General features: G+C 70.4%; 28 protein-coding genes. 11 read left to right on the forward strand and 17 right to left on the reverse strand.

All coding sequences use genetic code 11. The features are described from left to right. The first annotated feature begins 123 nt into the window (after window positions 1-123). The 3 genes from KV106_RS07320 to KV106_RS07330 are packed head-to-tail and all read left to right on the forward strand — an operon-like array spanning window position 124 to window position 2,299. Entirely contained in the window at window positions 124-681 is a 558-nt protein-coding gene (locus KV106_RS07320) for an isochorismatase family protein (protein ID WP_261208601.1), read from the forward strand. Then, window positions 678-1,310 (forward strand): DJ-1/PfpI family protein, encoded by a 633-nt coding sequence (locus KV106_RS07325; protein WP_057590658.1) that lies wholly within the window; start codon window positions 678-680, stop codon window positions 1,308-1,310. Before KV106_RS07320 ends, KV106_RS07325 begins: the two co-directional genes overlap by 4 nt. Then, a complete protein-coding gene (locus KV106_RS07330; protein ID WP_261208603.1) occupies window positions 1,289-2,299 on the forward strand; it encodes a GlxA family transcriptional regulator in 1,011 nt (336 codons plus the stop codon). Before KV106_RS07325 ends, KV106_RS07330 begins: the two co-directional genes overlap by 22 nt. Window position 2,300: 1 nt before the next feature. Here the strand turns inward: KV106_RS07330 and KV106_RS07335 are convergent, their stop codons facing one another. The 6 genes from KV106_RS07335 to murJ all read right to left on the reverse strand — a co-directional run bounded on the left by KV106_RS07335 (window position 2,301) and on the right by murJ (window position 7,550). Further along, a complete protein-coding gene (locus tag KV106_RS07335) occupies window positions 2,301-3,530 on the reverse strand; it encodes an RNA polymerase sigma factor (RefSeq protein ID WP_261208793.1) in 1,230 nt (409 codons plus the stop codon). Between the two features lie 61 nt (window positions 3,531-3,591). Beyond that, a complete protein-coding gene (locus tag KV106_RS07340) occupies window positions 3,592-4,020 on the reverse strand; it encodes a YciI family protein (protein ID WP_057590661.1) in 429 nt (142 codons plus the stop codon). Window positions 4,021-4,036: 16 nt separating this feature from the next. Beyond that, window positions 4,037-4,468 (reverse strand): YciI family protein, encoded by a 432-nt coding sequence (locus KV106_RS07345; RefSeq protein ID WP_057590662.1) that lies wholly within the window; start codon window positions 4,466-4,468, stop codon window positions 4,037-4,039. 160 nt (window positions 4,469-4,628) lie between these two features. Then, window positions 4,629-5,054 (reverse strand): bleomycin resistance protein, encoded by a 426-nt coding sequence (locus tag KV106_RS07350; RefSeq protein WP_057590663.1) that lies wholly within the window; start codon window positions 5,052-5,054, stop codon window positions 4,629-4,631. After that, window positions 5,054-5,908, reverse strand: coding sequence for a SirB1 family protein (locus KV106_RS07355; RefSeq protein ID WP_057590664.1), 855 nt, complete (start codon window positions 5,906-5,908; stop codon window positions 5,054-5,056). The genes KV106_RS07350 and KV106_RS07355 overlap by 1 nt, the downstream gene beginning before the upstream one ends. Window positions 5,909-5,996: 88 nt before the next feature. Continuing rightward, on the reverse strand, window positions 5,997-7,550 hold the full coding sequence (gene murJ, locus KV106_RS07360; protein WP_261208605.1) for a murein biosynthesis integral membrane protein MurJ: 1,554 nt from the start codon (window positions 7,548-7,550) through the stop codon (window positions 5,997-5,999). A 116-nt stretch (window positions 7,551-7,666) separates the two neighbouring features. On the opposite strand from murJ, the gene rpsT reads away from it, so the two are divergent. Next, entirely contained in the window at window positions 7,667-7,981 is a 315-nt protein-coding gene (gene rpsT, locus KV106_RS07365; protein ID WP_057590666.1) for a 30S ribosomal protein S20, read from the forward strand. A 138-nt stretch (window positions 7,982-8,119) separates the two neighbouring features. On the opposite strand, the gene KV106_RS07370 is transcribed toward rpsT, so the two are convergent. Next, window positions 8,120-8,485, reverse strand: a complete 366-nt coding sequence (locus KV106_RS07370; RefSeq protein WP_057590667.1) for a DUF3579 domain-containing protein — start codon at window positions 8,483-8,485, stop codon at window positions 8,120-8,122. Window positions 8,486-8,655: 170 nt separating this feature from the next. Here KV106_RS07370 and KV106_RS07375 point away from each other — a divergent pair, with 170 nt between their 5' ends. Genes KV106_RS07375 through KV106_RS07385 form a run of 3 tightly spaced genes read left to right on the forward strand, consistent with a single transcriptional unit; the run spans window position 8,656 to window position 11,151 of the window. Further along, entirely contained in the window at window positions 8,656-9,864 is a 1,209-nt protein-coding gene (locus KV106_RS07375) for an aspartate aminotransferase family protein (protein ID WP_057590668.1), read from the forward strand. Then, window positions 9,861-10,796, forward strand: coding sequence for an ornithine carbamoyltransferase (argF, locus tag KV106_RS07380; protein ID WP_261208607.1), 936 nt, complete (start codon window positions 9,861-9,863; stop codon window positions 10,794-10,796). The genes KV106_RS07375 and argF overlap by 4 nt, the downstream gene beginning before the upstream one ends. A gap of 37 nt (window positions 10,797-10,833) precedes the next feature. Beyond that, window positions 10,834-11,151: a YkgJ family cysteine cluster protein gene (locus KV106_RS07385; protein WP_057590670.1), complete on the forward strand. Its 318-nt coding sequence runs from the start codon at window positions 10,834-10,836 to the stop codon at window positions 11,149-11,151. On the opposite strand, the gene KV106_RS07390 is transcribed toward KV106_RS07385, so the two are convergent. Next, complete coding sequence (locus tag KV106_RS07390; protein WP_057590671.1) at window positions 11,152-11,628, reverse strand: Lrp/AsnC family transcriptional regulator; 477 nt, start codon at window positions 11,626-11,628, stop codon at window positions 11,152-11,154. 224 nt (window positions 11,629-11,852) lie between these two features. Between KV106_RS07390 and kynB the strand changes: the two genes are divergently transcribed. The 4 genes from kynB (at window position 11,853) to KV106_RS07410 (ending at window position 15,963) form a co-directional block, all read left to right on the forward strand. Then, window positions 11,853-12,491, forward strand: a complete 639-nt coding sequence (gene kynB / locus KV106_RS07395; RefSeq protein ID WP_093348842.1) for an arylformamidase — start codon at window positions 11,853-11,855, stop codon at window positions 12,489-12,491. A gap of 13 nt (window positions 12,492-12,504) precedes the next feature. Then, window positions 12,505-13,785: a kynureninase gene (gene kynU, locus KV106_RS07400; RefSeq protein ID WP_057590673.1), complete on the forward strand. Its 1,281-nt coding sequence runs from the start codon at window positions 12,505-12,507 to the stop codon at window positions 13,783-13,785. Further along, entirely contained in the window at window positions 13,782-14,630 is an 849-nt protein-coding gene (gene kynA, locus KV106_RS07405; RefSeq protein WP_057590674.1) for a tryptophan 2,3-dioxygenase, read from the forward strand. The genes kynU and kynA overlap by 4 nt, the downstream gene beginning before the upstream one ends. Before the next feature lie 82 nt (window positions 14,631-14,712). Continuing rightward, the gene (locus KV106_RS07410; RefSeq protein WP_057590675.1) at window positions 14,713-15,963 is read left to right on the forward strand and encodes a hypothetical protein; all 1,251 of its coding nucleotides are present in this window, start codon (window positions 14,713-14,715) and stop codon (window positions 15,961-15,963) included. Here KV106_RS07410 and KV106_RS07415 read toward each other — a convergent pair. The 9 genes from KV106_RS07415 to KV106_RS07455 form a co-directional block, all read right to left on the reverse strand. After that, the gene (locus KV106_RS07415; protein WP_261208610.1) at window positions 15,960-17,144 is read right to left on the reverse strand and encodes an FAD-dependent monooxygenase; all 1,185 of its coding nucleotides are present in this window, start codon (window positions 17,142-17,144) and stop codon (window positions 15,960-15,962) included. The genes KV106_RS07410 and KV106_RS07415 overlap by 4 nt on opposite strands. A gap of 5 nt (window positions 17,145-17,149) precedes the next feature. Further along, window positions 17,150-17,434, reverse strand: a complete 285-nt coding sequence (locus KV106_RS07420) for a DUF6587 family protein (protein ID WP_261208611.1) — start codon at window positions 17,432-17,434, stop codon at window positions 17,150-17,152. Between the two features lie 25 nt (window positions 17,435-17,459). Beyond that, window positions 17,460-19,355: a ferrous iron transporter B gene (gene feoB / locus KV106_RS07425; RefSeq protein WP_261208614.1), complete on the reverse strand. Its 1,896-nt coding sequence runs from the start codon at window positions 19,353-19,355 to the stop codon at window positions 17,460-17,462. Beyond that, window positions 19,348-19,662 (reverse strand): FeoA family protein, encoded by a 315-nt coding sequence (locus KV106_RS07430; RefSeq protein ID WP_261208616.1) that lies wholly within the window; start codon window positions 19,660-19,662, stop codon window positions 19,348-19,350. Before KV106_RS07430 ends, feoB begins: the two co-directional genes overlap by 8 nt. 152 nt (window positions 19,663-19,814) lie before the next feature. Continuing rightward, window positions 19,815-20,651, reverse strand: a complete 837-nt coding sequence (gene efeO / locus KV106_RS07435; RefSeq protein ID WP_082321866.1) for an iron uptake system protein EfeO — start codon at window positions 20,649-20,651, stop codon at window positions 19,815-19,817. 56 nt (window positions 20,652-20,707) lie between these two features. Further along, window positions 20,708-22,024: an iron uptake transporter deferrochelatase/peroxidase subunit gene (gene efeB / locus KV106_RS07440; protein ID WP_261208624.1), complete on the reverse strand. Its 1,317-nt coding sequence runs from the start codon at window positions 22,022-22,024 to the stop codon at window positions 20,708-20,710. 22 nt (window positions 22,025-22,046) lie between these two features. Next, complete coding sequence (efeO, locus tag KV106_RS07445; protein ID WP_261208625.1) at window positions 22,047-23,237, reverse strand: iron uptake system protein EfeO; 1,191 nt, start codon at window positions 23,235-23,237, stop codon at window positions 22,047-22,049. 10 nt (window positions 23,238-23,247) lie between these two features. After that, entirely contained in the window at window positions 23,248-24,081 is an 834-nt protein-coding gene (efeU, locus tag KV106_RS07450; protein WP_261208627.1) for an iron uptake transporter permease EfeU, read from the reverse strand. Between the two features lie 168 nt (window positions 24,082-24,249). Then, window positions 24,250-24,711, reverse strand: coding sequence for a metallophosphoesterase family protein (locus tag KV106_RS07455; protein ID WP_261208629.1), 462 nt, complete (start codon window positions 24,709-24,711; stop codon window positions 24,250-24,252). Window positions 24,712-24,715 lie beyond the last annotated feature (4 nt).

Raw genomic sequence — 24,715 nt, forward strand, 5'->3', positions numbered from 1 at the left:
GGGCGCCCCGCGCGCCTGGCGATGTCCTGATCTGATCGATTCTGGTCCGCTCCGGAGCGGCCCTCAGGCGTGAAACCGCCAAGAATCGGGCGCATCATCCACTTCGCCTTCGGAAAATCCGCCATGAAGACCTGTCTGATTGTGATCGACGCCCAGGAATCGTTCCGCCAGCGCCCGTACTGGGACGAAAGCCTCGCGGCGCCCTATCTCGCGACCCAGAACGCGCTGATCGCGGGCGCGGCCGAGGCCGGCCTGCCGATCGTGCGCGTCTACCACGTCGACGGCCCGACCACCGCCGCCAACGCCTTCGCGGTCGAATCGGGCTTCGTGCGCCCGATCGAGGGCCTGGCCGGCTTCGAGGCCGCCGCCACCTTCACCAAGCACCGCCACAGCGCGCTGGTCAACAGCGGGCTCGACATCTGGCTCACCCAGCAGGGCATCGGCCGGCTGATCGTGAGCGGCATCCGCACCGAGCAGTGCTGCGAGACCACCACCCGCCATGCCTCCGACCTGGGCTGGGAGGTCGACTACGTGACCGACGCCACGCTGACCTTCGACATGGTGCAGCCCGACGGCAAGCCGCTTTCGGCCGCCGACATCAAGGCCCGCACGGCGACCGTGCTGGCGGGGCGCTTCGCGACCCTCTGCGGCGTGGCGCAGGCGCTGGAACGCGCGGCATGAGTCCGTCGCCGGCCGCCGCGCTGCGCGTGCTGATCCTGGCCTTCGACGGCATCGAGGCCCTGGACTTCGCGGGCCCGTTCGAGGTGTTCACCACCGCGACCCGCGTGCACCGGCGACTGCGGCCGGACGCACCGGCGCTCTTCGAGGTCGCGGCCGTGGCCGAGGGCGCGCCCGCGCGGCCGGTGCAGGCGCGCGCCGGGCTGCGGCTGCTGGCCGCGCACGACCTGGCCGACGCGCCGCAGGCCGACCTGCTGCTCGTGCCCGGCGGCGTGGTCGACGCGCCGCTCGCGAGCGCCGCCACGCTGCAGTGGATCGCGCGGCAGGCCGCGGGTGCGCGGCTGGTGGCCTCGGTCTGCACCGGCGTCTTCCTGCTCGCGGCCAGCGGCGTGGTCACCGACCAGGCCGTCACCACGCACTGGGAGGACCTGGCCGATCTGCGCGAGCGCTTCCCGGCGCTCGAGGTGCGCGAAGGCGTGCGCTGGGTCGACGGCGGCCGGATCCTGAGCTCGGCCGGCATCAGCGCCGGCATCGACATGAGCCTGCACCTGGTCGAGCGCCTGGCCGGCCGCGAACTGGCCGAGCGCACCGCGCGCCAGATGGACTACGCATGGACGCACAACCCACCCTGATCCGCGTCGTCTTCGCGCTGCTGCCCGGCAGCCTGGTGCTCGACTGGGCCGGGCCGGCCGAGGCGCTGCGCATCGCCAACCAGCGGCTGCGCGCCACCGGGGCGCCGCCGCGCTTCGCGATCGAGTTCGCGAGCCCACGGCCCGACACGGTCGGCTCGGTCGGCATCGCGCTGACCGGGCTGGCGCCGCTGCCGGACCTGCTCACCGCCGATGGTGCCGACGGCGCCGCCTGGGTGGTGCTGGTCGGCATGCCGGGCGACACGATCCCGATCGACACGCCCGAGACCCAGGACCTGCTGCACTGGCTGCGCGGCCTGCGGCTCGAGGCGGGGCGGCTCGAGCTGCTGACCATCTGCGCCGGCAGCCTGCTGGCCGCGCATGCCGGCGCGCTGGCCGGGCGGCGCGCCACGACGCACCACCATCACCTCGACGAGCTGCGCGCCGTGGAGCCGCGCTGCGAGGTGGTGGGCAACCGGGTGTTCGTGCTCGACCCGCCGGTCTACAGCAGCGCCGGCGTCACCACCGGCATCGACCTGCTGCTGCACCGCATCGCCGACACCTGCGGCGAGGCGCTGGCGGCGCAGGTCGCGCAGACCATGGTGGTGGCGCTGCGGCGCGGCCCGCACGACCCGGAGCTCTCGCCCTTCCTGGCCTACCGCAACCACCTGCACGCCGCCCTGCACCGGGTGCAGGACGCGGTCAGCGAACGGCCGCAGGCCGACTGGAACGTGCCGCGCATGGCCGAGGTGGCCCACACCTCGGCGCGCCACCTCACGCGGCTGTTCGTCGAGCATGCGGGCGTGGCGCCGCTGGCCTACCTGCGCCGGCTGCGGCTGGCGGCTGCGCAACTGGCGCTGGCCTCGGGCGCCAGCGTGACGCGGGCGGCCGAGCTGTCGGGCTTCGGTTCCGACACGCAGTTGCGCCGCGCCTGGCATCAGTTCGGGCTGCCGGGTTCGCCGTCGGACGCGGCCGGGCTGGCGCGCGGCTGAGTCAGCCCAGGCAGGCGCGTGCGCGCGCCGCCAGCAGCGCCTTCTCGCGGCCGTTGCGCGTCAGGCCGGCCGCGCGCTCGAACTCGCGCCGCGCCTCGTCGAGCCGGCCCAGCTTGAACAGCAGGTCGCCGCGCACCGCCGGCAGCAGGTGGTAGCCCTGCAACGCAGGCTCGGCCAGCAGCGCATCGGCCACCTCGAGCCCCGCGGCGGGGCCGAAGGCCATCGACAGCGCGACCGCGCGGTTGAGCTCGACGATCGGCGAAGGCGCGAGCTGGGCCAGCGCGTCGTAGAGCGCGGCGATGCGGCCCCAGTCGGTCTGCTCGGCCGTGCGCGCCCGCGCATGGCAGGCGGCGATGGCGGCCTGCAGCGCATAGGGGCCGAGCGCGCCGCCGAGCGCCTCGGCGCGTGCCAGCGCGGCCAGGCCGCGGCGGATCAGCACATGGTCCCAGCGCGCGCGGTTCTGCTCGAGCAGCAGCACCGGCTCGCCCGATGGCCCGACGCGCGCGGGGGTGCGCGAGGCCTGGATCTCCATCAGCGCGACCAGCCCATGCACCTCCGACGCCGCGGGCATCAGCTCGGCCACGATGCGGCCCAGGCGCAGCGCCTCCTCGCACAGCGCGGGACGCATCCAGTCGTCGCCCGCGGTGGCGGCATAGCCCTCGTTGAAGATCAGGTAGAGCACCTCGAGCACCGAGGCCAGCCGCGGCTCGAACTCGGCGCGGCGCGGCACCTCGAAGGGCACGCGCGCCTCGGCCAGGGTGCGCTTGGCGCGCACGATGCGCTGCGCGACGGTGGGCTCGGTGACCAGGAAGGCGCGCGCGATCTCGTCGGTGGCGAGGCCGCCGAGCAGGCGCAGCGTGAGCGCCACGCGCGCCTCGGTCGACAGCACCGGGTGGCAGGCGGTGAAGACCAGCCGCAGCAGGTCGTCGCCGATGTCGTCGTCGAGCGCGGTGTCGACCGCCTCGGCGAAATCGGCCTGCGCGATCTCGTGCCGCGCATCGAGCTCGCGGCCGATCTCGCCGGCCTTGTGCTCGGCCAGCTGCAGGTGGCGCAGGCGGTCGAGCGCGCGGCGCTTGGTCACGGCGGTGAGCCAGGCCGCAGGGTTGTCGGGCACGCCCGATTCGCTCCATTGCTCGAGCGCCGAGACCAGCGCGTCCTGGGCCAGCTCCTCGGCCAGGCCCACGTCGCGCACCATGCGCGCGACGGTGGCGATGATCCTGGCCGACTCCATGCGCCACACCGCCTCGACGGTGCGATGGATCGCGGCGGTGCGCGGGTCGTGGCTCACCGGCTCAGTTCGCGGGCTTCTTGAGGGTCTGCATCGAGGGGAAGGCCTCGGCGGTCAGCGCCTGCACCTCGGCCGGATAGTCCTCGACCTCCTGGATCTGGCGCACCTCGATGACCTCGTTCTCGCCGCCGGGGCAGCGCGTGGCCCATTCGATGGCGGCGGCGCGCGAGGGCACGTCGATGATCCAGAAGCCGCCGAGCACTTCCTTGGCCTCGGCGAAGGGGCCGTCGACCACCGTGGGCTTGCGGCCCGGGAAGCTCACGCGCGCGCCCATCGAGGGTGGATGCAGGCCGTCGCAACTGATCAGGATGCCCGCCTCCTGCATCGATGCGTTGTAGGCCATCATGGCCGACACCGCGTCGACGTCGTCGGGGATGGTGCCGGGCGCGGCGTTCTCGTAGCCGTGGGGGATCATCAGCAGCATGAATCGCATGGCGGTTCTCCTGGATTCAGTGGCCGGGCTTGGTGCGGGCCTCGGTCTCGGCGCGCAGGCGGTCTTCCTGCGCGAGCAGCTCGGGCGTCATCGAATCGCCGAAGTCGGCAGCCTCGAAGACCTGGCGGATCTCGATCTCGCCTTCCTGGAACGGGCTGCGCCTGATCCACTCGATGGCCTCCTCCTTCGACTTCACCTGGAACAGCCAGAAGCCGGCCAGCAGTTCCTTGGTTTCGGCGAAAGGGCCGTCGATGACGGTGCGCTTGGTCGGGCCCTCGCAGCGCACGCGCACGCCCTTCGAGCTGGGATGGAGGCCCTCGCCCGCCAGCAGCACGCCGGCCTTCACCAGTTCCTCGTTGTACTTGCCCATCGCGGTGAGGATCTCGGTGCTGGGCATCACGCCGGCTTCGGAATCCGCATTGGCCTTGACCAGAATCATGAATCGCATGTCGTTGCTCCTAGAGGGGGGTTGGAAGTGGAAATCGGGAACGGCGTCGAAGCCTCGAATCTGCCTGCTCCTGTTGACACGTCGAGCGACGGCCGGCCGGATCGACAGGAATCGACCGGCCCAGTTGTAAAAAAGCGTTTCAATTTCAGCGAGCCGGCCGCTACGGACGGCCGCAGAAGCGCAGCACATGCCCGTCGGGCTCGCGGATCGCGAACTCGCGCGTGCCCCAGGGCTGCGACACCGGCGCCTCGATGACCGTGACGCCGCGCTTCAGGTAGGCCGCATGCAGGCCGTCGATGTCGTGGCCGACCTGGATCACGAACTCGCCGCGCCACGGACGGGGCTCGCGCGCGCCGGTCTGCCACAGGCGCAGGTAGATCGGCTGGCCGGCGCCGGCCGGCAGCTGCCTGACGCGGCCGTAGCTCGGCGGCTCGCCCGCGATGAAGTCGAGCTCGAAGCCCAGCACCTCGCAGAACCAGCGCGCGGCGCGGCCGACGTCGGCCACCGGCAGCACCGGCTCCATGCCATGGAAGCCGTGCACGGCGCCGAGGGCGGGCGCGCCGGTGGGGCCCGCCCGGGTGGCCATCAGCTGGCGGCGCGCCGCAGCGCGGCCACGCGCTCCGCGATGGCGTCGATGTCGAGCGCGTCCTCGGCATGGGCCAGGTAGGCCTCGAGGTCGCGCACCGCGGCGGCCGTGCTGCCCTGCTCGGCATGGGCGATGCCGCGGTCGCGGTACTCGCCCCAGGCCTCGGGCAGCAGCGCGATGATGCGGTCGAGCACGGCGATCAGCCGCTGCCAGTCCTCCTGCGCGCGGTGCACTTCCTTGAGGTTGCGCAGCATGCGGCCGATGATCTCGCGCGAGCTCGCGGGCTGCAGGTACAGGCCCAGCGGCACGTCGAATTCGCCGACCAGGCCGTTGCCGCGCTTGTAGGGCTCGAGCCGCTCGCTGAGTTCCTCGCGCGAGAGCGACTTGCCGGTGAAGGGATCGATCACCACCTGCCCCTTGGGCAGCGTCACCTTGAGCATGAAGTGCCCCGGGAAGCCGATGCCGCGCGCCTGCAGCCCCAGGCCCTGCGCCAGCTCCATCCACAGCACCGCGAGCGAGATCGGGATGCCGCGGCGCGTGCGCAGCACCGCGTTGAGGTAGCTGTTGTCGGGGTCGTAGTAGTCGTTGACGTTGCCGCCGAAGTTCAGGTCGTTGAAGAAGAACTGGTTGAGCGCGCGCAGCCGCGCGAGCGGTGCGGCGTCGGACGGCAGGCGGCGCTTGAGGCGGGCCAGCAGCTGGTCGACATCGCCGAGCACCTGCTGGACGTCGAGGTCGGGGTACTCGTCCTGCGCGATGCTGGCGGCGGCTTCGAGCAGCGGGAACTGGTCGTCGCTCTGCACGAGCGACTCGAAATACTCGAGTGCGGTGGGGACCTGGAAGCTGAACGTCGTCATGTGGCTTTGTAGAGGAGCGGGGCCGGCAGCGTCAAGGCGGGGGACATGCGGATTGCCAAGGCGGCTGGCACTGCCGATCGTCGAGGGCTCAGCGCCGCATGAAGCTGCGCAGCCGTACGCCGGTGGCGGCCAGTACCGCGAAATAGAGCAGCGCGGCGCCGGTCACCAGCATCGCCAGCAGGCCGATGCGCCAGAAGCGCTGCTCGCGCAGGCCGATCCAGTCGAAATGCCCCGAGGCCCAGGCCAGCAGCGCGGCCAGCACCAGCGAGCCCGCGAGCACCTGCAGCGCGAAGCGGCCCCAGCCGGGCTCGGGCTTGTAGCTGCCGCGGCGGATCAGGCCCGCCAGCAGCCAGCTCGCGTTGACCAGCGCGCCGATGCCGATGGTCAGGGTCAGCGCCGCATGCTGCAGCACCGGCACCAGGAACAGGTTGAGCACCTGGGTCAGGATCAGCACGCCGACCGCGATCAGCATCGGCGTGCGCGTGTCGTGCTTGGCGTAGTAGCCGGGCGCGAGCACCTTGATGGCCACGATGCCGACCAGGCCGACGCCGTAGCCCATCAGCGCGACGGTGGTGCGGCGCACGTCCTCGCCGCCATAGGCACCGTTGTGGAACAGCACCGCCACCAGCGGCTGCGAGAACAGCAGCAGCGCCACCGCGCACGGCGCCGCGAGCAGCAGCACCAGGCGCAGACCCCAGTCGAGCAGCGACGAATAGCGCGCATCGTCCTTGGCCGCGCGCGCGCCGGCCAGCTGCGGCATCAGCACCACGCCCAGCGCCACGCCCAGCATGGCGGTGGGGAACTCCATCAGCCGGTCGGCATTGGTGACCCAGGTCACGCTGCCGGTGGCCAGGTGCGAGGCGATCTGCGTGTTGATCAGCAGCGAGATCTGCGCCACGCTCACGCCGAGCAGCGCGGGCAGCATGAGGCGCGCGATCTTGCGCGTGTCGGGGTCGGCCCAGGCGGTGCGCAGCGCCTTGAAGCTCGCGCCGATGCGCGGCAGCAGCCCCAGCTTGCGCAGCGCGGGCAACTGCAGCCCGAGCTGCAGCACGCCGCCCACCATCACGCCCACGCACTGGGCATAGATCGGCTCGATGCCCCAGCGCCGGAACAGCGGCGCGCCGAGCAGGATCGAGAGGATCAGCGCGATGTTGAGCAGCACCGGCGAGGCCGCCGGCACCGCGAACCTGCGCCACGTATTGAGGATGCCGCCCGCCAGCGCCACCAGCGACATGAAGCCGATGTAGGGGAACATCCAGCGCGTCATGACGACCGCGGCGTCGAAGCCCGCGAGACCGCTGGCCATGGCCCAGACCAGCCACGGCGCGCCGATCACGCCGGCCACGCACACCAGCACCAGCATCCAGGTCAGCAGCGTGGCGACATGGTCGACCAGTTCCTTGGCGCCGGCATCGCCCCGCTCGGTGCGGGTAGCCGCCAGCACCGGCACGAAGGCCTGGCTGAACGCGCCCTCGCCGAAAACCCGGCGAAACAGGTTCGGAATGCGGAAGGCGACGTTGAAGGCGTCGGTCAGCGCGCTGACGCCGAACACCGAGGCGAACAGCACGTCGCGCACGAGGCCGGTGATGCGCGAGGCGAGGGTCAACAGGGAGACGGTGGAGGCGGATTTGAGCAGCGACACGGGGGGAGTGTAGGCCCCGCAAAGCCCGTGAAATGGCAGTTCTGGCCAGATTTTGCCGCCCGGCCTATAATGGAGGGCTTTGCTGCATCATCCTCAGACACTGAGAGAACACTACCATGGCATCTACCAAGCCCAAGAAGAAGAACCCGCGCCTGGCGTCGGGCCGCAAGCGCGTCCGCCAGGACACCAAGCTGAACGCAGCGAACACCTCGCTGCGTTCGAAGTACCGCACGGCAGTCAAGAACGTCGAAAAGGCTGTTCTGGCCGGCGACAAGACCAAGGCGACCGAGCTGTTCGCCAAGGCCCAGAGCATCGTCGACACGGTCGCCGACAAGGGCATCTTCCACAAGAACAAGGCCGCTCGCGACAAGAGCCGCCTGTCGGCCAAGGTCAAGGCCCTGGCCCTCGCGCCTGAAAAGGCCGCCGCCTGACACCTGTCAGGCAAGCCCGGACCGGTTCGCGCCGGTCCGCCGTTTGATCGGGGTGCGCTGCAGCAAAGTGAAAAACCGCCTTCGGGCGGTTTTTTCATGGGCGAACGGTTTGTCGAAAAAGGAAAAGCGGTCGACCGCTCAGGGCTTCTTGACCGGCGTCGGCGGGGTCCGCTGGAGCCCGTCCTTGTGCTGGTGATCCGGATCGGGCACCAGGCAGGCCTCGGCCACCTGCAGGTCGTTGTCGCGCGCGAAGTTCACGCAGAAGTCCCAGGCCATGGGTTCGGCCTCGCGCAGCGCGCTGTTCACCACCACGCACTTCACGCCATTGATGGTGGTCGGCACGCACCACGGCGAGTAACTCAGGTGGCTGCCCGGATAGGCCCCGCCGGGCCGGAAGGAACACATCACGCCGGCCAGCCGCTCGGCCCAGTCGCTCGGGCGAAAGGTGCGGCCGTCGTGCGTGATGCCTTGGATGAAGATCTCGGTGGCGGTGGGGGAAATCATCGTTTGGGAAGAGGCGACCGCACGCCGTAGCGAGCTGTTGCGGTGCAACAAGGATTCTATCCGCGCCCTCCCCCTTCCCACCGGGCGCAGGGCATTGCTGTGATGCGGAATCCTCAACGCCAGCGTCAAACTCGCCGCCTAGAATCCGCCTTCCCTTACTGGAGAACCGAATGAGCGCTACCGTCGAGCCCACCTCGCCCCACGTCATGAACACCTACGGCCGCCTTCCGATCGCGCTGTCGCACGGTCAGGGTTGCCGAGTCTGGGACACGAACGGCCGCGCCTACCTCGACGGCCTCGGCGGCATCGCGGTCAACACGCTGGGCCACAACCATCCCGAGCTGGTGCCCGCGCTGCAGGACCAGGTCAGCAAGCTGATCCACAGCTCCAACTACTACCACGTGCCCGGCCAGGAGAAGCTCGCCACCAAGCTGACCGAGATCTCGGGCCTGACCAACGCCTTCTTCTGCTGCACCGGCCTCGAAGCCAACGAAGCCGCGCTCAAGCTGGCGCGCAAGTTCGGCCACGACAAGGGCATCGAGCGCCCCGAGATCGTGGTCTATGAAGCCGCTTTCCACGGCCGCAGCATCGCCACCCTGTCGGCCACCGGCAATCCCAAGGTGCAGAAGGGCTTCGGCCCGCTGGTCGAGGGCTTCATCCGCGTGCCGCTCAACGACATCGAGGCCCTGAAGAAGGCCACCGAGGGCAACCCCAACGTGGTCGCCGTGTTCTTCGAGACCATCCAGGGCGAAGGCGGCATCCACCCGATGCGCATCGAGTACCTGAAGCAGGTGCGCGCGCTGTGCGACGAGCGCGACTGGCTGATGATGATCGACGAGGTGCAGTGCGGCATGGGCCGCACCGGCAAGTGGTTCGCCCACCAGTGGGCCGGCATCAAGCCCGACGTCATGCCGCTGGCCAAGGGCCTGGGCTCGGGCGTGCCGATCGGCGCCGTGGTGGCCGGCCCCAAGGCCGCCCACATCTTCGGCCCCGGCAACCACGGCACCACCTTCGGCGGCAACCCGCTCGCCATGCGCGCCGGCATCGAGACCATCCGCATCATGGAAGAGCAGAAGCTGCTCGAGAACGCCGCCAACGTCGGCGCCCACCTGAAGGCCGCGCTCGAGCGCGAACTCGGCGGACTGCCCGGCGTGAAGGAAGTGCGCGGCCAGGGCCTGATGCTGGGCATCGAGCTCGACCGTCCCTGCGGCGCGATCCTCAACCGCGCCTGCGACGCCGGCCTGCTGCTGAGCGTGACCGCCGACAGCGTGATCCGCCTGGTGCCGCCGCTGATCCTGAGCATCGCCGAGGCCGACGAGATCGTCGCCATCCTCGCGCCGATCGTGAAGACCTTCCTCTCGGAGCCCGCCCCCAAATGACGAGTGCCAGCGCGACGCCAGCCATCCGCCACTACCTGCAGTTCTCGGACTTCTCGGCCGACGAGTACGCCTACCTGTTCGACCGCATGGCGGTCATCAAGAAGAAGTTCAAGACCTACGAGAAGCACCAGCCGCTGACCGACCGCACGCTGGCCATGATCTTCGAGAAGGCCAGCACGCGCACCCGCGTGAGCTTCGAGGCCGGCATGTACCAGCTCGGCGGCAGCGTGGTGCACCTGACCACGGGCGACAGCCAGCTCGGCCGCGCCGAGCCGATCGAGGACAGCGCCAAGGTCATCAGCCGCATGGTCGACCTGGTGATGATCCGCACCTACGAGCAGACCAAGATCGATGCCTTCGCCGCGCATTCGCGCGTGCCGGTCATCAACGGCCTGACCAACGAGTTCCATCCCTGCCAGATCCTCGCGGACATCTTCACCTACATCGAGCACCGCGGCTCGATCCAGGGCAAGACGGTGGCCTGGGTGGGCGACGGCAACAACATGGCCAACACCTGGCTGCAGGCCGCCGAGATCCTGGGCTTCACCGTGCACGTGAGCACGCCCAGCGGCTACGAGGTCGACCAGTCGATCGCCGGCATCCGCTCGGGCGACAGCTACAAGGTCTACAAGGACCCGATGGAAGCCTGCCGCGGCGCCGACCTGGTGACCACCGACGTCTGGACCAGCATGGGCTACGAGGCCGAGAACGAGGCGCGCCGCAAGGCCTTCGCCGACTGGTGCGTGGACGAGGAGATGATGCGCGGGGCCCAGCCCGACGCGCTGTTCATGCACTGCCTGCCCGCGCACCGCGGCGAGGAAGTGCAGGCCGAGGTCATCGACGGCCCGCAGTCGGTGGTCTGGGACGAGGCCGAGAACCGCCTGCATGCGCAGAAGGCGCTGATGGAGTTCCTGCTGCTCGGCAGGCTCTGAGCGCCCTCTTCTTCCGCTTCGGCAGCACCGGCCCGCCATGAACGCCTGCCAGCAATGCGGGGCCTGCTGCGCCAGCTACCGCGTCGACTTCAGCGTGCACGAGCTCGACGACAACGGCGGCCGGGTGCCTTCGGGCCTGGCCGTCGAGGTCAACGACACGCTGTGCCGCATGCGCGGCACCGATCACACGCCCGCGCGCTGCGCGGCCCTCACCGGCAGGATCGGCCAGTCGGTGGCCTGCGGCATCTACGAGTGGCGGCCCAATCCCTGCCACGAGCTCCAGGCCGGCAGCGACGCCTGCCAGCGCGCGCGGCTGCGCCACGGGCTCGGCGCGCTGCCCGACACGCTGCACTGATCAGGCCGCCGGCACCGGCAGGCCGCCCACGCGGCCCTTGAATTCCTGCAGCGAGAAATAGGTCTGCACGTGGCGCACGCCCGGCAGGCGGTGCAGCTTGCGCTGCAGCAGCTCCGAATAGGCGTCGAGGTCCTTCGCCACCACCACCAGCATGAAGTCCTCGGGCCCCGAGATGCCGTGGAACATCACGACCTCGGGAATGGCGCAGACCGCGTCCTCGAAGGCGCGCGACGAGATCTCGGTCTGGTGGTCGATGCCCACCATCACGAAGGCCATCACGCCGAAGCCCAGCGCGCGCCGGTTCAGGCCCGCGTGGTAGCCGCCGATCACGCCGTCGTCCTCGAGCTTCTTCACGCGCCGCCAGCACGGCGACTGCGACAGGTGCGCCATCTGCGCGAGCTCGCCCGAGGTCAGGCGGGCGTTGTCCTGCAGCGCGCGCAGCAGCTGGAGGTCGGTGCGATCGAGGTCAGCTTGCATGATTTTTTCCAGATTCGGTCGTTTGAGAATGGATTATCCAATTTCATTCGAACCTATGGATAACTTCTCGACTTAAAGCAGCTCTTGCGAATAGCATCCGGCTCCGCGCAACGGCTTGTGGCAAGCCGGCATCCGGCCCACACTGGCTGCCTCGGCCCACCGGCATTGTTGCCACCCGAACCCCACCCTTCGTGACACCGCTTCGTGACACCGATTTCGCCACCATGACCGCACCACGACGACTCTGGGACATCTCCGCCCCCGTGCACGCGGGCAGCCCGGTGTTTCCGGGCGACACGCCCTATACGCAACAGTGGTGCGCCACCATCGGGCCCGGCTGCCCGGTCAACGTGAGCGCGATCACGATGTCGCCGCACGTGGGCTCGCACGCCGATGCGCCGCTGCACTACGACCCCGAGGGCGCGACCATCGGCGACGTCTCGCTCGACGCCTTCATCGGCCCCTGCCGCGTGATCCACGCCATCGGCCGCGGCCCGCTGGTCGAATGGGCCCACATCGCCCACGCGGTCACGAGCCAGTTGCCGCCGCGGGTGCTGGTGCGCACCTATGCCGCCATGCCGGTCGATCGCTGGGACGGCCAGCTCGCCGCCTATGCGCCGTCCACGGTCGAGCGCCTCGCGGCCATGGGCGTGAAGCTCATCGGCATCGACACCGCGAGCATCGACCCAGCCGACAGCAAGACGCTCGACAGCCACCAGGCGATCCGCCGCCGCGGCCTGCGCGTGCTCGAGAACCTCGTGCTCGACGAGGTGCCCGAGGGCGACTACGAACTCATCGCGCTGCCGCTCAGGCTGGTGAGCGCCGATGCCTCCCCCGTCCGCGCCGTGCTGCGCGAACTCTGATCCGCCAAAACCCATGACGACCACCCTCGAAGACTGCCGCGCGCTCGACGCGCAAGACCCGCTGCGCGCCCTGCGCGACCAGTTCACCCTGCCCGACGGCGTGATCTACCTCGACGGCAACTCGCTCGGCGTGCTGCCCAAGGCCGCGCCCGCGCGCATCGCCGAAGTGGTGGCCAGGGAATGGGGCGAAGGCCTGATCCGCTCCTGGAACACCGCGAGCTGGTTCGACCTGCCGCAGCGCCTGGGCGACAAGGTCGCGCGCCTCGTCGGCGCCGCGCCCGGCGAGGTGGTGTGCACCGACAGCACCTCGGTCAACCTCTACAAGGTGCTGTTCGCCGCGCTCTCGCAGCAGAAGGACAGCGGCCGCAAGCTGGTGGTGAGCGAGCGCAGCAACTTCCCGACCGACCTCTACATCGCCGAGTCGCTGTGCCGCGAGCGCGGCTTCACGCTCAAGCTGATCGAGGCCGACGAGCTGCCCGGCGCACTGACCGACGAGGTCGCGGTGCTGATGCTCACGCACGTCAACTACCGCACCGGCGCCATGCACGACATGAAGGCCATCACCGCCGCCGCGCACGAGGCCGGCGCGCTCGCGGTCTGGGACCTGGCCCACAGCGCGGGCGCGGTGCCGGTGGCGCTCAACGAGGCCGAGGCCGACTACGCCATCGGCTGCGGCTACAAGTACCTCAACGGCGGCCCCGGCGCGCCGGCCTTCGCGTGGGTGCACACGCGCCATGCCGATCGCTTCGAGCAGCCGCTGTCGGGCTGGTGGGGCCATGCGGCGCCGTTCGAGTTCACGCCGCACTACCGGCCCGCGCCGGGCGTGGCGCGCTACCTCTGCGGCACGCAGCCGATCGTCTCGCTGTCGGCGCTCGAATGCGGCCTCGACACCGTGCTCGCGGCCGAACCCTTCGACGGCGAACGCGGCGGCATGGGCGCGCTGCGCGCCAAGTCGCTCGCGCTCACCGACCTGTTCATCGCGCTGGTCGAGGAGCGCTGCGCGGGCCACGGCCTGTCGCTGGTCACGCCGCGCGAGCATGCGCGCCGCGGCTCGCAGGTGTGCCTGAGCCGCGACGAAGGTGCCTATGCCATCGTGCAGGCGCTGATCGCGCGCAACGTGATCGGCGACTTCCGCGCCGGCGACGCGCAGATGCCCGACATCCTGCGCTTCGGCTTCACGCCGCTTTACCTCGGCTTCGAGGACGTCTGGAACTCCGTCGAACAGCTGGTGCAGGTGCTCGAGACCGGCGAGTGGCGGCGCCCCGAATTCAACCGCAAGAACGCAGTGACATGAGCACCGAGAAGCGCCCCGAAGAGATCGTCCACGAAGAGAAGGCGCAGCTGGATTTCAGCGCGTCGATGAGCTACGGCGACTACCTGCACCTCGACGAGATCCTCAACGCCCAGCATCCGCTCTCGCCCGCGCACGACGAGATGCTGTTCATCGTGCAGCACCAGACCAGCGAGCTCTGGATGAAGCTGATGCTGCACGAGCTGCGCGCCGCCACCGCCTGCATCGCGAGCGAGCAGTTGCCCGATGCCTTCAAGATGCTGGCGCGCGTGAGCCGCATCATGGAACAGCTGGTCGGCGCCTGGACCGTGCTGTCGACCATGACCCCGCCCGAGTACACCGCGATGCGCCCCTATCTCGCGAGCTCGAGCGGCTTCCAGAGCGCGCAGTACCGCTGCATCGAGTTCGCGCTCGGCAACAAGAACCCCGCCATGCTCAAGCCGCATGCGCACCGCCCCGACCTGCTGGCCCAGGTCGAAGCCGCCTGGCGCTCGCCCTCGCTCTACGACGAGTCGCTGCGCCTGCTCGCGCGCCATGGCCTGCCGGTGCCCGCCGACCGCCTCGAGCGCGACTGGACCCAGCCCTACGAGGCCAGCGACGGCGTCGAGGCGGCCTGGCTGCAGGTCTACCGCGAGCCGCACCGGCACTGGGACCTCTACCAGCTCGGCGAGAAGCTCACCGACATCGAGGATGCCTTCCGGCTCTGGCGCTTCCGCCATGTCACCACCGTCGAACGCGTGATCGGTTTCAAGCGCGGCACCGGCGGTACCGGCGGCGTGAGCTACCTGCGCAAGATGCTCGACGTGGTGCTGTTCCCCGAGATCTGGAAGCTGCGCACTGACCTGTAGATTCTCGGCGGCACCCCCGGGTGCCACCCCTTGCCGCTCCCGCCCAGCACGCTACATTTTTGGGAACCACGGAGGCGCCGCCATGAACGACATCCAGTTTTCGGCCGATGAGCTCGACACCCTGCGCGAACACGGCGTGGTGCTGTTCGCGGAGCGGGTGATCTTCGAGGCGCAGCCGCCGATGCCGGCGCACCGCATCTCGGCGATCCAGGCGATGTGCGCGGGCCCGCTGCCCGAACCGCTGCTCGCGCTGTGGCGGCTCACGGCCGGCGGGCGCCTCGACTACGACCTCGCGCTCGAGATGAACGGCAACATCGAGAACATCAGCTGGTCGGAGCTGTTCTGGGACGGCAGCGACGGCTACCGCGACCTGCAGGGCTGGATCGAGCACGAGCAGGAACTGGCCGAGGAAGGCGCGCAGACCCATGGCCTGCGCTGGCGCGGCAAGCTCGCGCACCTGCCCTTCGGCGGCTTCGAGTACTGCGACCGCATCTACACGGTGGTCGAGCCGGGCGCGGAGCACGGGCAGGTCGTGGCCTGGAAGCAGGGCCTGCCGCCGGCCTGGACCCATGCGCTGCACGAGGACGGCCTGAGCGTGGTCGCGAGCGACCTGTTCGGCGCCTTCGCCGCGCTGCACCTCGACGAGGACCCGCTCGCGCCCACCGGCGACTGCTACTCGGGCCACGCGCTGCTGGCCTACGTCGACGATCGCCACCAGGCCCACGGGCTGGACATCGACCTGATGGACAAGCTGGTCACCTTCTACTGCCGCGCCGTGGTCGACTGGCGCACGCCGCTGGCCGAGGGCAGCCTGCGCCGCCAGCCCGCGGTGGCGCGCACGGCGCTGCGCCATGCGATTGCGGTCGACGACGCGGCGCTGGTGGTCGAGCTCGCGGCCGCGGGCGTGCGCTTCGAAGGACCGCTGCAGGGCAGCGCGCTGGCCACCGACATGGCGGTGAGCCGCAGCGCCTATGCGGCCGCGGCGGCGCTGGTGCGCGCGGGGGCACCGGTCTCGGCCGAGGTGCTCGCGAACATCGACGGGCAGATCTCGCCCGAGCTCACGACCGCGCTGCTGGCCAACGGCGCGGAGCCCAACATGACGGCAGTGGTCGCCTGCGTGGCCTGCGGCGCGCCCGCGAGCGCGCGGCTGATCGCCGAGGCCTGCGCGCGCGCGGGCATCGACGTGCCGGCCGCCTTCATCGTCGACCGCGATGCGCTGCTGGCCGAGCTCGAGGGCACGCTGATGCAGGTGCGCAGCGGCTCGATGGGGCACTACCTCGGGCCCGAGGGGCTGGCCGAGCGCATCGAGCACCTGCAGTCGTTCAGGCTCTAGCCGCCGTACAGCCAGGGCTGGTCGAGCAGCCGCTCGCCGAGCGCGCGCATCGCGAGGTCGCGGCCCAGCCGCACCGGCCCGCTGGCATGGAAGATCTGGCCGTTGCGCCGCGCCTTCGCCTGCACCTGTGCATTGCGCTGCCAGCGCGCGGCCGCGTAGCGCGCGAAGGCCGCGGGCACGGCGTCGCTGCCGCCCTCGCCCAGGGCCTCCGACAACGCCACCGCATCCTCGATCGCCATGCCAGCGCCCTGCGCGAGGTACGGCACCATCGGATGCGCGGCATCCCCGACCAGCGCCAGCCGCTCGTGCGCCATCTCGGCGGCCGAGACCAGCGGCGGGCGATCGCTGAGGCTCCAGGCGCGCCAGCCCGGCATGGCTTCGAGCAAGGCCTGCAACGAGGCACCCGTGCGTCCCGCGGCGGCCTGCAGCGCCGCGAGGCTGCTGGCCTGGTCCCAATCGTGCGCATTGCCGGCCGGCGCCGATTCGGCGATGACCACCACGTTGAGCCACTCGCCGGCACGCACCGGATAGGCCACCGCATGCAGCTGCGGCCCGAGCCACACCTCGACCCCGCCGCGGCGCAGCGCGGGCGGCAGCGCGTCCTGCCGCGCGAGCGCGCGCCACGCGGTGTGGCCGGTGATGCGCGGCGGCTGGCCGGCCGAGGCCGCGTCCAGGCGTCGCCGCACCACGCTCCAGAGGCCGTCGGCACCGACCACCGCCTCCCCCTCCCAGGCACGCGCGTCGCTGCTCGAGACGCACACGAGCTCGTCGCTGAGCTCCACGCGCTCGATCTGCGCGCCGGTCACGAGCGCGCCGGTGCCGCGCGCGCGCACGGCATCGAGCAGCAGCCCATGCAGGTCGGCGCGATGGATGCAGAGGTAGGGGGCGCCGTAGCGCTGGCGCATGGCGGCGCCGAGCGCGAGCCGGCCGATCTCGGCGCCGCTGCCGGCGCTGCGCACCACCAGTGCTTCGGGCTGCGCCGCGACCCGGGCGAGGGAGTTTTCGAGGCCGAGCTGCGACAGGCGCCGCGTGACGTTGGGGCCGAGCTGCACGCCGGCGCCGATGTCGCCGAAGGCGGCGGCCTGCTCGAACACGTCGGCGCGATGGCCACCGCCGGCCAGCGCCAATGCGGTGGCCAGCCCCCCGATGCCGCCGCCGGCGACGAGGATGTGCGCGGGCATCGGCCTCAGCGCGCGGAGGACGAAGAGGCGGAGGAGGAAGCCGGGGTAGCCGGGGCCTGGGGGGATTTGGGACCGCAGCTGTTGCAGCTGTCGCACGAGCCGCAGCCCGAGGTCTTGGCGAGCGAGGCCGCCAGTTGCTCGGCGCGCTCGGCATCGACGAGGCCGGCGCGCTGCGTGCCGGTGGCGACCTTGCGCGCGGCGCTGCGGCGCCAGCCCGCGGGCATCCAGCGCCAGACCGCGTAGAACGCGGCGCTCGCGACGATCAATCCGACGATCAGTTCTTGTGCCATGGAAGCTAGCCTTTCAGAGGCGGTTTTACCCCGCCCCGAGAGCCACCGCAACGTGGTAGGTGATGAAGCACGCGATGTAGGCCAGCGCGAACAGGTAGCCCGCCATGATCCACACGTACTTCCATTGCCCCGTCTCGCGCTTGACCGTGGCCAGGGTCGAGATGCATTGCGGCGCGAACACGTACCAGACCAGCAGCGACAGCGCGGTCGCGAGCGACCAGCTGCCGGCGATCAGCGGCTCGAGCGCGCCGGCCACGTCGTCGCCGGTGGCCGAGAGGGCATAGACCGTGCCCAGCGCGCCCACCGCGACTTCGCGCGCGGCCATGCCCGGCACCAGCGCGATCGAGATCTGCCAGTTGAAGCCGATGGGCGCGAAGATGTGCTCGAGGCCGCGGCCGATCATGCCGGCCAGGCTGTACTGGATCGCCGGTCCGGTCGCGCCCTCGGGCGGCGACGGAAAGGTCGAGAGGAACCAAAGCAGGATGGTCAGCGTGAGGATGATCGTGCCCACGCGCTGGATGAAGATCCATGCGCGCTCGTACAGGCCCAGCAGCAGGTTGCGCGGATTGGGCCAGCGGTAGGCCGGCAGTTCCATCATCAGCGACGAGCGCTGCGTGTTGTCGCGGAAGCGCTTCATCACCCAGGCCACCAGCATCGCCGAGACGATGCCGAAGACGTAGAGCGCGAACAGCACCACGCCCTGCAAGTTGAACACGCCGCCCACGGTGCGCGCCGGGATGAAGGCCGCGATCAGCAGCGCATAGACCGGCAGCCGCGCCGAGCAGGTCATCAGCGGCGCGATCATGATGGTGGTGATGCGGTCGCGCCAGTTGCTGATGGTGCGCGTGGCCATCACGCCCGGGATGGCGCAGGCGAAGCTCGACAGCAGCGGAATGAACGAGCGGCCCGACAGCCCCACGGTGCCCATCACGCGGTCGAGCAGGAAGGCCGCGCGCGGCAGGTAGCCGGAATCCTCCAGCGCCAGGATGAACAGGAACAGGATCAGGATCTGCGGCAGGAAGACGATCACGCCGCCCACGCCCGCGATCACGCCGTCGACCAGCAGGCTCTGCAGCATGCCCTCGGGCATGTGGGCCTTGAGCAGCTCGCCCAGGCCTTCGGTGGCTGCCTTGATGGCGTCCATCGGCACGTTGGCCCAGCTGAACACGGCCTGGAACATCAGGAACATGGTGACCGCGAGCACCAGCATGCCCCAGACCGGATGCATCACGATGCGGTCGATGCGGTCGCTGGTGACCAGGCTGCTCGCGGGCTCCTTCACCGCCAGGCCGAGGATGCGGCGCACCTCGCGCTGGGTGGCGAGCACGTCGTCGAGGCCGGGCGCCTGCCAGGGCTGCGGCGTGGCCGCGGCCACCGGGGTGTCGAGCACGGCCAGCAACGCCTTCGCGCCGCCGGACTGCACGCCGACGGTCTCGATCACCGGCAGGCCGAGTTCGCGCGACAGCACCGCCGTGTCGACCGCGATGCCCTGCTTGCGCGCCATGTCGGTCATGTTGAGCGCGACCACCATCGGCAGGCCGAGCTTCTTGGCGTCGAGCACCAGGCGCAGGTTCAGGCGCAGGTTGGTGGCGTCGGTGACGCAGACCAGCAGGTCGGGCAGCGCTTCCTGGCTCTGGCCGGTGACGACGTCGCGCGTGACGGCCTCGTCGGCCGACAGCGCGTTGAGGCTGTAGGCGCCCGGCAGGTCGAGCACGAACACGCGGCGGCCCGCGGGCGTGCGCAGGCTGCCTTCCTTGCGCTCGACGGTCACGCCCGCGTAGTTGGCGACCTTCTGGCGGCTGCCGGTCAGCAGGTTGAACAGCGCGGTCTTGCCGCAGTTGGGATTGCCCAGCAGCGCGATGCGGTTGGGCTGGCCGGTGGCGGCGAAACCGCCCGGGCCCTGGATCACGGCCTCAACCATGGCGCGCACCTCCGGCCACCTCGGCGCCCGGCGCCACGTGGATCAACGCGGCCTCGTGGCGACGCAGCGCGAAGGTGGTGTGGCCCAGCCGCACCGCGATCGGCTCGCGGCCCGGCATGCCGCTGGCGACGATGCGCACCGACTCGCCCGGCACGAAGCCGATCTCGGTCAGGCGCAGCACCAGCTCGCGGTCCTCCGCGCCGTCGGGGCGGGCGACGTCGAGCACGGTGGCCCACTGATGATCGGGAAGCTGATCGAGGCGCAGGCCTGCGGAGGCCTGCGTAGCCGCAGTGTTGTTGGTTTGCACGGTGGGAGTGCGCTCGGAACCCCGGGAGCGCCAGTTAGCAAAACCAGGATGCTATCAATTCTCAATCGCGTAAACCTGACCAAGACCCCACAAATCCGACGATCGCGCCCCGCGCCGGTGCGTTTCGACCCGGCGGAACCGGGGATCGAGGGTCAGTTCAGGCCGAGCATGCCGCGCAGCTTCGACAGGTCCTCGGCCAGCGTGTTGACCCGGCCGGCCAGCAGCTTGCGGTCGCGCTCGCTGAGCTTCGAATAGGTCTCGAAGCCGCCGTCGGGCGTGCGGTACTTCGCGAGCGTGTCGAACACCACCTTGAAGTTGGCGTCGGCCTTGTCCGAGAAGGCCTTGTTCTCCTTCGCCACCAGCGGACGCAGCAGCTCGACGATCTTGAAGGCGCCCTCGAAGTTCGACTGGAAGTCCCACAGGTCGGTGTGGCTGTAGCGGTTCTCCTCGCCCGAGATCTTGGTGGCCGCGACCTCCTCCATCAGCACGGCGGCGCCGCCCACCACCTTCTCGGGCGGGAAGGTCAGCGCGCCCAGGCGCTTCTGCAGCTCGAGCACGTCGGCCAGCAGCTTGTCGGCCACGGGGTTCAGTTCCTTCGTGCTCTTCTGCACCCACAGGCCGTACTCGATGCGGTGGAAGCCGCCGAAGGCCGGGTCCTTCTCGGCCTTCTCGTGGTCGTCGGCGCGCGAGTCGATGGACTTGTCGAGGTCGTTGAACAGCTCGGCCACCGGCTCGATGCGCTCGTAGCTCGTGCGCGTCGGCGCGTACAGCTTCTTCGCCTTCTCGATGTCGCCGGCCTTCACCGCGGCGGTGAAGGCACGGGTGTCCGCGGCCAGCTTGCGCACGTTCTCGGCCACGTAGATCTTGTAGTCGGAGATCGGGCCGACCAGCTCGAGCGGCGACACGGCGGCCTGCGCGCCGGCGGCGTAGAGGCCGGCGATGCCTGCGAGGAAGGTGGCGAGGAAGCGACGGCGGAACTGCACGGTCATGGATCTCCTTGGGTTCTGACGGTGGTGAAAAAACTTTTTGGGGGCGCGTGGCGCGCTCAGGCCGCCATCAGGCTGCGGCCGAGCCAGTCGGCCTCGTCGCGCACGCCCGGCAGCGTGAAGAAGAAGCCGCCGCCGATGGGCTTGATGTATTCCTCGAGCGGCTCGCCGTCGAGGCGCGTCTGCACCGCGATGAAGCCGTCCTCGAGGTTGGCCTGGTAGCAGATGAACAAGAGGCCCATCTCGAGCTGGCCCGACTTGGTGACGCCGTTCGAATAGTTGAAGGGCCGCCGCAGCATGAGGTTCTTGTCGGACGCCCTGGTGCGCGGATTGGCCAGCCGGATGTGCGCGTCGAGCGGCGTGGTCTTGCCCTCGGGGTCCTTCGCGTAGTCGGGCACGTCGTGCTCGGTCCTGCCGCCATCCATCGGCGCGCCCGTGGGCTTGAGCCGGCCCATGATGGCCTCCTGCTCCTGCAGCGGCGTGCGGTCCCAGCGCTCGACGAAGTTGCGGATGATGCGCACCGCCTGGTAGCTGCCGCCCACGGCCCAGGCCGGCTCGTCGCCACCGGCCGGCACCCAGACGATGCGGTCCATCAGCGTGTCGTCGGCCGAATCGGGATTGGCCGAGCCGTCGCGAAAACCGAGGAAGTTGCGCGCGCTCTCGGCCGGCTTGCCGGGCACGGCCGGGATCGGCGGCACGGTGCCCTCCTGCTTCCAGTGCAGCACCAGCAGGTCGGGCGTGTTCTTGATGATGTCGCGCAGCGCGTGGATGTTGGTGTCGGGCGTGTTGGCGCAGAACTGGATCGACAGGTCGCCATGGCACAGCGCGGCATCGAGCGCGTCGTTCGGATGGCGCTGCATCTGGTTCAGCCGCCTGGGCTTCTTCGACGCGAGGCCGAAGCGTTCGTCGAACAGCGAGGTGCCGACCGAGACGGTGACGGTGAGCCCGTCGGGCTGCACCACCGGCCCGAGGATGCCCGAGCCCGCGGGCGGCAGCTTGGGATCGGGATCGGTCTGCGGGCCGCCCTGCGTGAGGAAGGCGATGCGCTCGGTCAGGGTGCGGAACAGGCGCTCGAGGTCGGCGCGGTTCTCGGCCAGCACGAAGAAGGAGGCGATCATGCCGGCCGTCGGTCGCGGCGTGACGATGCCGGCCTGGTGCTTGCCGCGGAAAGGCACGCGGTCCTGCGTGTGGGTGCTCTGCGGCGCGTCCGTGACCTGGGCGCCGGCATCGGGCCCGTTGGGCGGGCCCGAGGGCGCGGCGGCATGCGCGGCCGCGGCCAGGCCGGCGAAGGCGGCACCGGCCGCGCCGAGCATGCGGCGGCGGTGCGGGGAGGCGGGTGGCCCGTCGGTGGGGAGGGATTCGTTCTTCGTGGTCATGAGAGGTCGGTCGGCAGCAGCCTCATTCCAGACCGAGCGCGGCATTCACCTTGGCCAGTTCCTCGGCCAGCGCGCGCACGGGTTCGGCCAGGGCCTTGCGCTGCGCCTCGTCGAGCGGCGCGGACTTGAAGCCCTCGCCTTCGCGGTACGGCGCGAGCGCGGCGTCGAAGGCGGCGAAGCGTTCGTCCACGCTCTTCTGCAGCGCGGGCGCGGCCTTCACCAGCAGCGGCTGCAGCAGGTCGGCGATCTTCTTCGTGCCTTCGTAGCTGCCCTGCAGGTTCGCGAGTTCGGCCTGGCCGTAGTGGTCCTCGCCGCCCGCGGGCAGGTTGTCGGCCACGCGGCGCAGCAGCTTCGAGGCCGAGCTCGCGAGCCGCTCGGGCGGCATGTTCAGGCCGCGCAGCCGCTCCTTGAGCACGCCGATGTCGGCGATCAGCTGCGCCACCACGGGCGCGAGCGGCTTCAGGTCGTTCTGGCCATACAGCGCGTACTCGATGCGGTGGAAGCCCGTGAAGCCGGCATCGGCCTCGCGCTTCTCGAAGTAGTCGGCGCGCGCGTTGATGCGCGTGTCGAGGTCGGCGAACAGCTCGGCCATCGGCTCGATGCGCTTGTAGGCCTGGTGGGCGGGCGCATAGAGCGCCCTCGCCTGCCGCAGGTCGCCGGCCTGGACCGCGTCGGCCAGCGCGCGCACCGCGTCCTCGAGCGAGCCGGCCTCCAGGCGCAGGAAGGTCTGGTACTCGGCCAGCGCGCCCACGTAGTTGACCAGCGAAGGCCGCGCCGCCTCGGCCTCGGAGGCGGCCGAGGGCGTCACGCGCAGCTTGCCGCGCGGGTTGCTCAGGAGGCCGCAGGTGATGGCGAAATCGCCGGGCTGCAGCTTCACCGTCATGGTCTGCGAGAAGCCCGGCGCGATGTTCTCGCGCTCCTCCACCACCATCACGCCGTCGAGGATCTCCCACTCGAGCGCGCGGTTCGACTGGTTGACGATGGTGAAGGTGGTGCGCCCGGCCGGCACCGTGATCTCGTTGGGCTCGCAGACATTGCCGCGGATCGTGACGGTGACCGCGTTGTCGGCAGCCTTCGGCGGCGCCTGGCGCGCGTGGTTGGAGGCATACCAGAAGGCCGCGAGGCCGGCGAGCGCCAGCAAGGCCGACGCGGCGACCGCCACGCGCATCAGGTGGGAAGAAGGTGCCTTGGATTCGGGAGAGGAAGAGGACATCGAGGGGATTTCAGCGGGCCGCGGCCGCGCGCGGCGCCGGCGCGGCCGGACGCAGGAAGAAGAACAGGGCGAGGGCCAGGAAGGCCAGGTAGACGACGACCTCGCCCACCACGGGCGCGGCCTGGTAGCCGAGCAGGCCCGACAGCACGGCGCCCAGCGGGCTGTCCATCGGCAGGGTCTCGCTCATGTCGAAGACCACCGTCTGCAGGTGGTTCCAGACGCCGCCCTCGTGCAGCTTGCGCAGCACGCCGGCCAGCAGGCCCGCGGCCACCAGCAGGATGACCAGGCCGGTGAAGCGGAAGAAGCGCCGCAGGTCGAGCCGCACGCCGCCCGAATAGAGGCCGTAGCCGACCACCACCGACACCGCGATGCCGGCGAGCGCGCCCACCGGCGCTTCCCAGCCGCTGCTCTGCTGGAAGATCGCGAGCAGGAAGAACACCGACTCCAGGCCCTCGCGCGCGACCGCGAGGAACACCATGCCGATCAGCGCCCAGCCCTGGCCGTCCGAGCCCTTGGCGAGCGCCTGGTCGATCGAGGCCTGCAGCTCTCCCTTGATCGAGCGCGCGGCCTTGCGCATCCAGAACACCATCGAAGTGAGCATCACCACCGCGATCAGCCCGACCACGCCCTCGAACAGCTCCTGCTGCTTCTGCGGGAACTCGGCCGCGAGCAGTTGCAGCCCGGCGCCCGCGAACAGCGACAGCGCGGTGGCCAGCAGCACGCCGACCCACACCGCGGGCATCAGCGCGCCGCGCCCGCTCTGCTTGAGGTAACTGGCGACGATGCCGACGATCAGCGCGGCTTCGATGCCTTCGCGCAGCATGATGAGAAAGGGGATGAGCATCGGCTTCGGAAATCAGGGCGGGAGGAGCCCTCCGGAACCGTCGCGATCAGCGGCGCTGCATGTCGGCTCCACGGAGGAGCGGACGAGGATAACCCATCAAACAAGAACCATTCTCATCTGATGGGCTTTTCTTACCGAATGGTAATGAAAGCCATGTGACAGGCAGGCTCAGACCGCCAGTTCGACGAAGCGCGCATCCACCGCGCCGCCATCGATGCGCAGCTCGGCGACCGCGATCGGCAGGCTGAAGCGCCGCGGCCCCGCGCTGCCCGGGTTCACGTAGAGCACGCCGCCGCGTTCCTCGATCCTGGGCTTGTGCGAATGGCCCGAGACCACCACGCGCACGCCGGCCGCGGCCGGGTCGATGGCGAGCTGCGCGAGATCGTGAATGGCATAGAGATGCACGCCACCGAAGGCCACGCGCTCGGTCTCGGCAATGCCCTCGGCCCAGGCCTCGCGGTCGTTGTTGCCGCGCACCACGGTCAGCGGCGCGATCGCGCGCAGGGCCTCGAGGATGGCGGGACTGCCGATGTCGCCGCCATGCACGATGAAGTCGCAGCCCTGCAGGGCCGCCACGGCCTGCGGGCGCAGCAGGCCGTGGGTGTCGGAGATCAATCCGACGCGCGTCACCGAA

The organism is Variovorax endophyticus (assembly GCF_025376855.1).
GTDB lineage: Bacteria > Pseudomonadota > Gammaproteobacteria > Burkholderiales > Burkholderiaceae_C > Variovorax.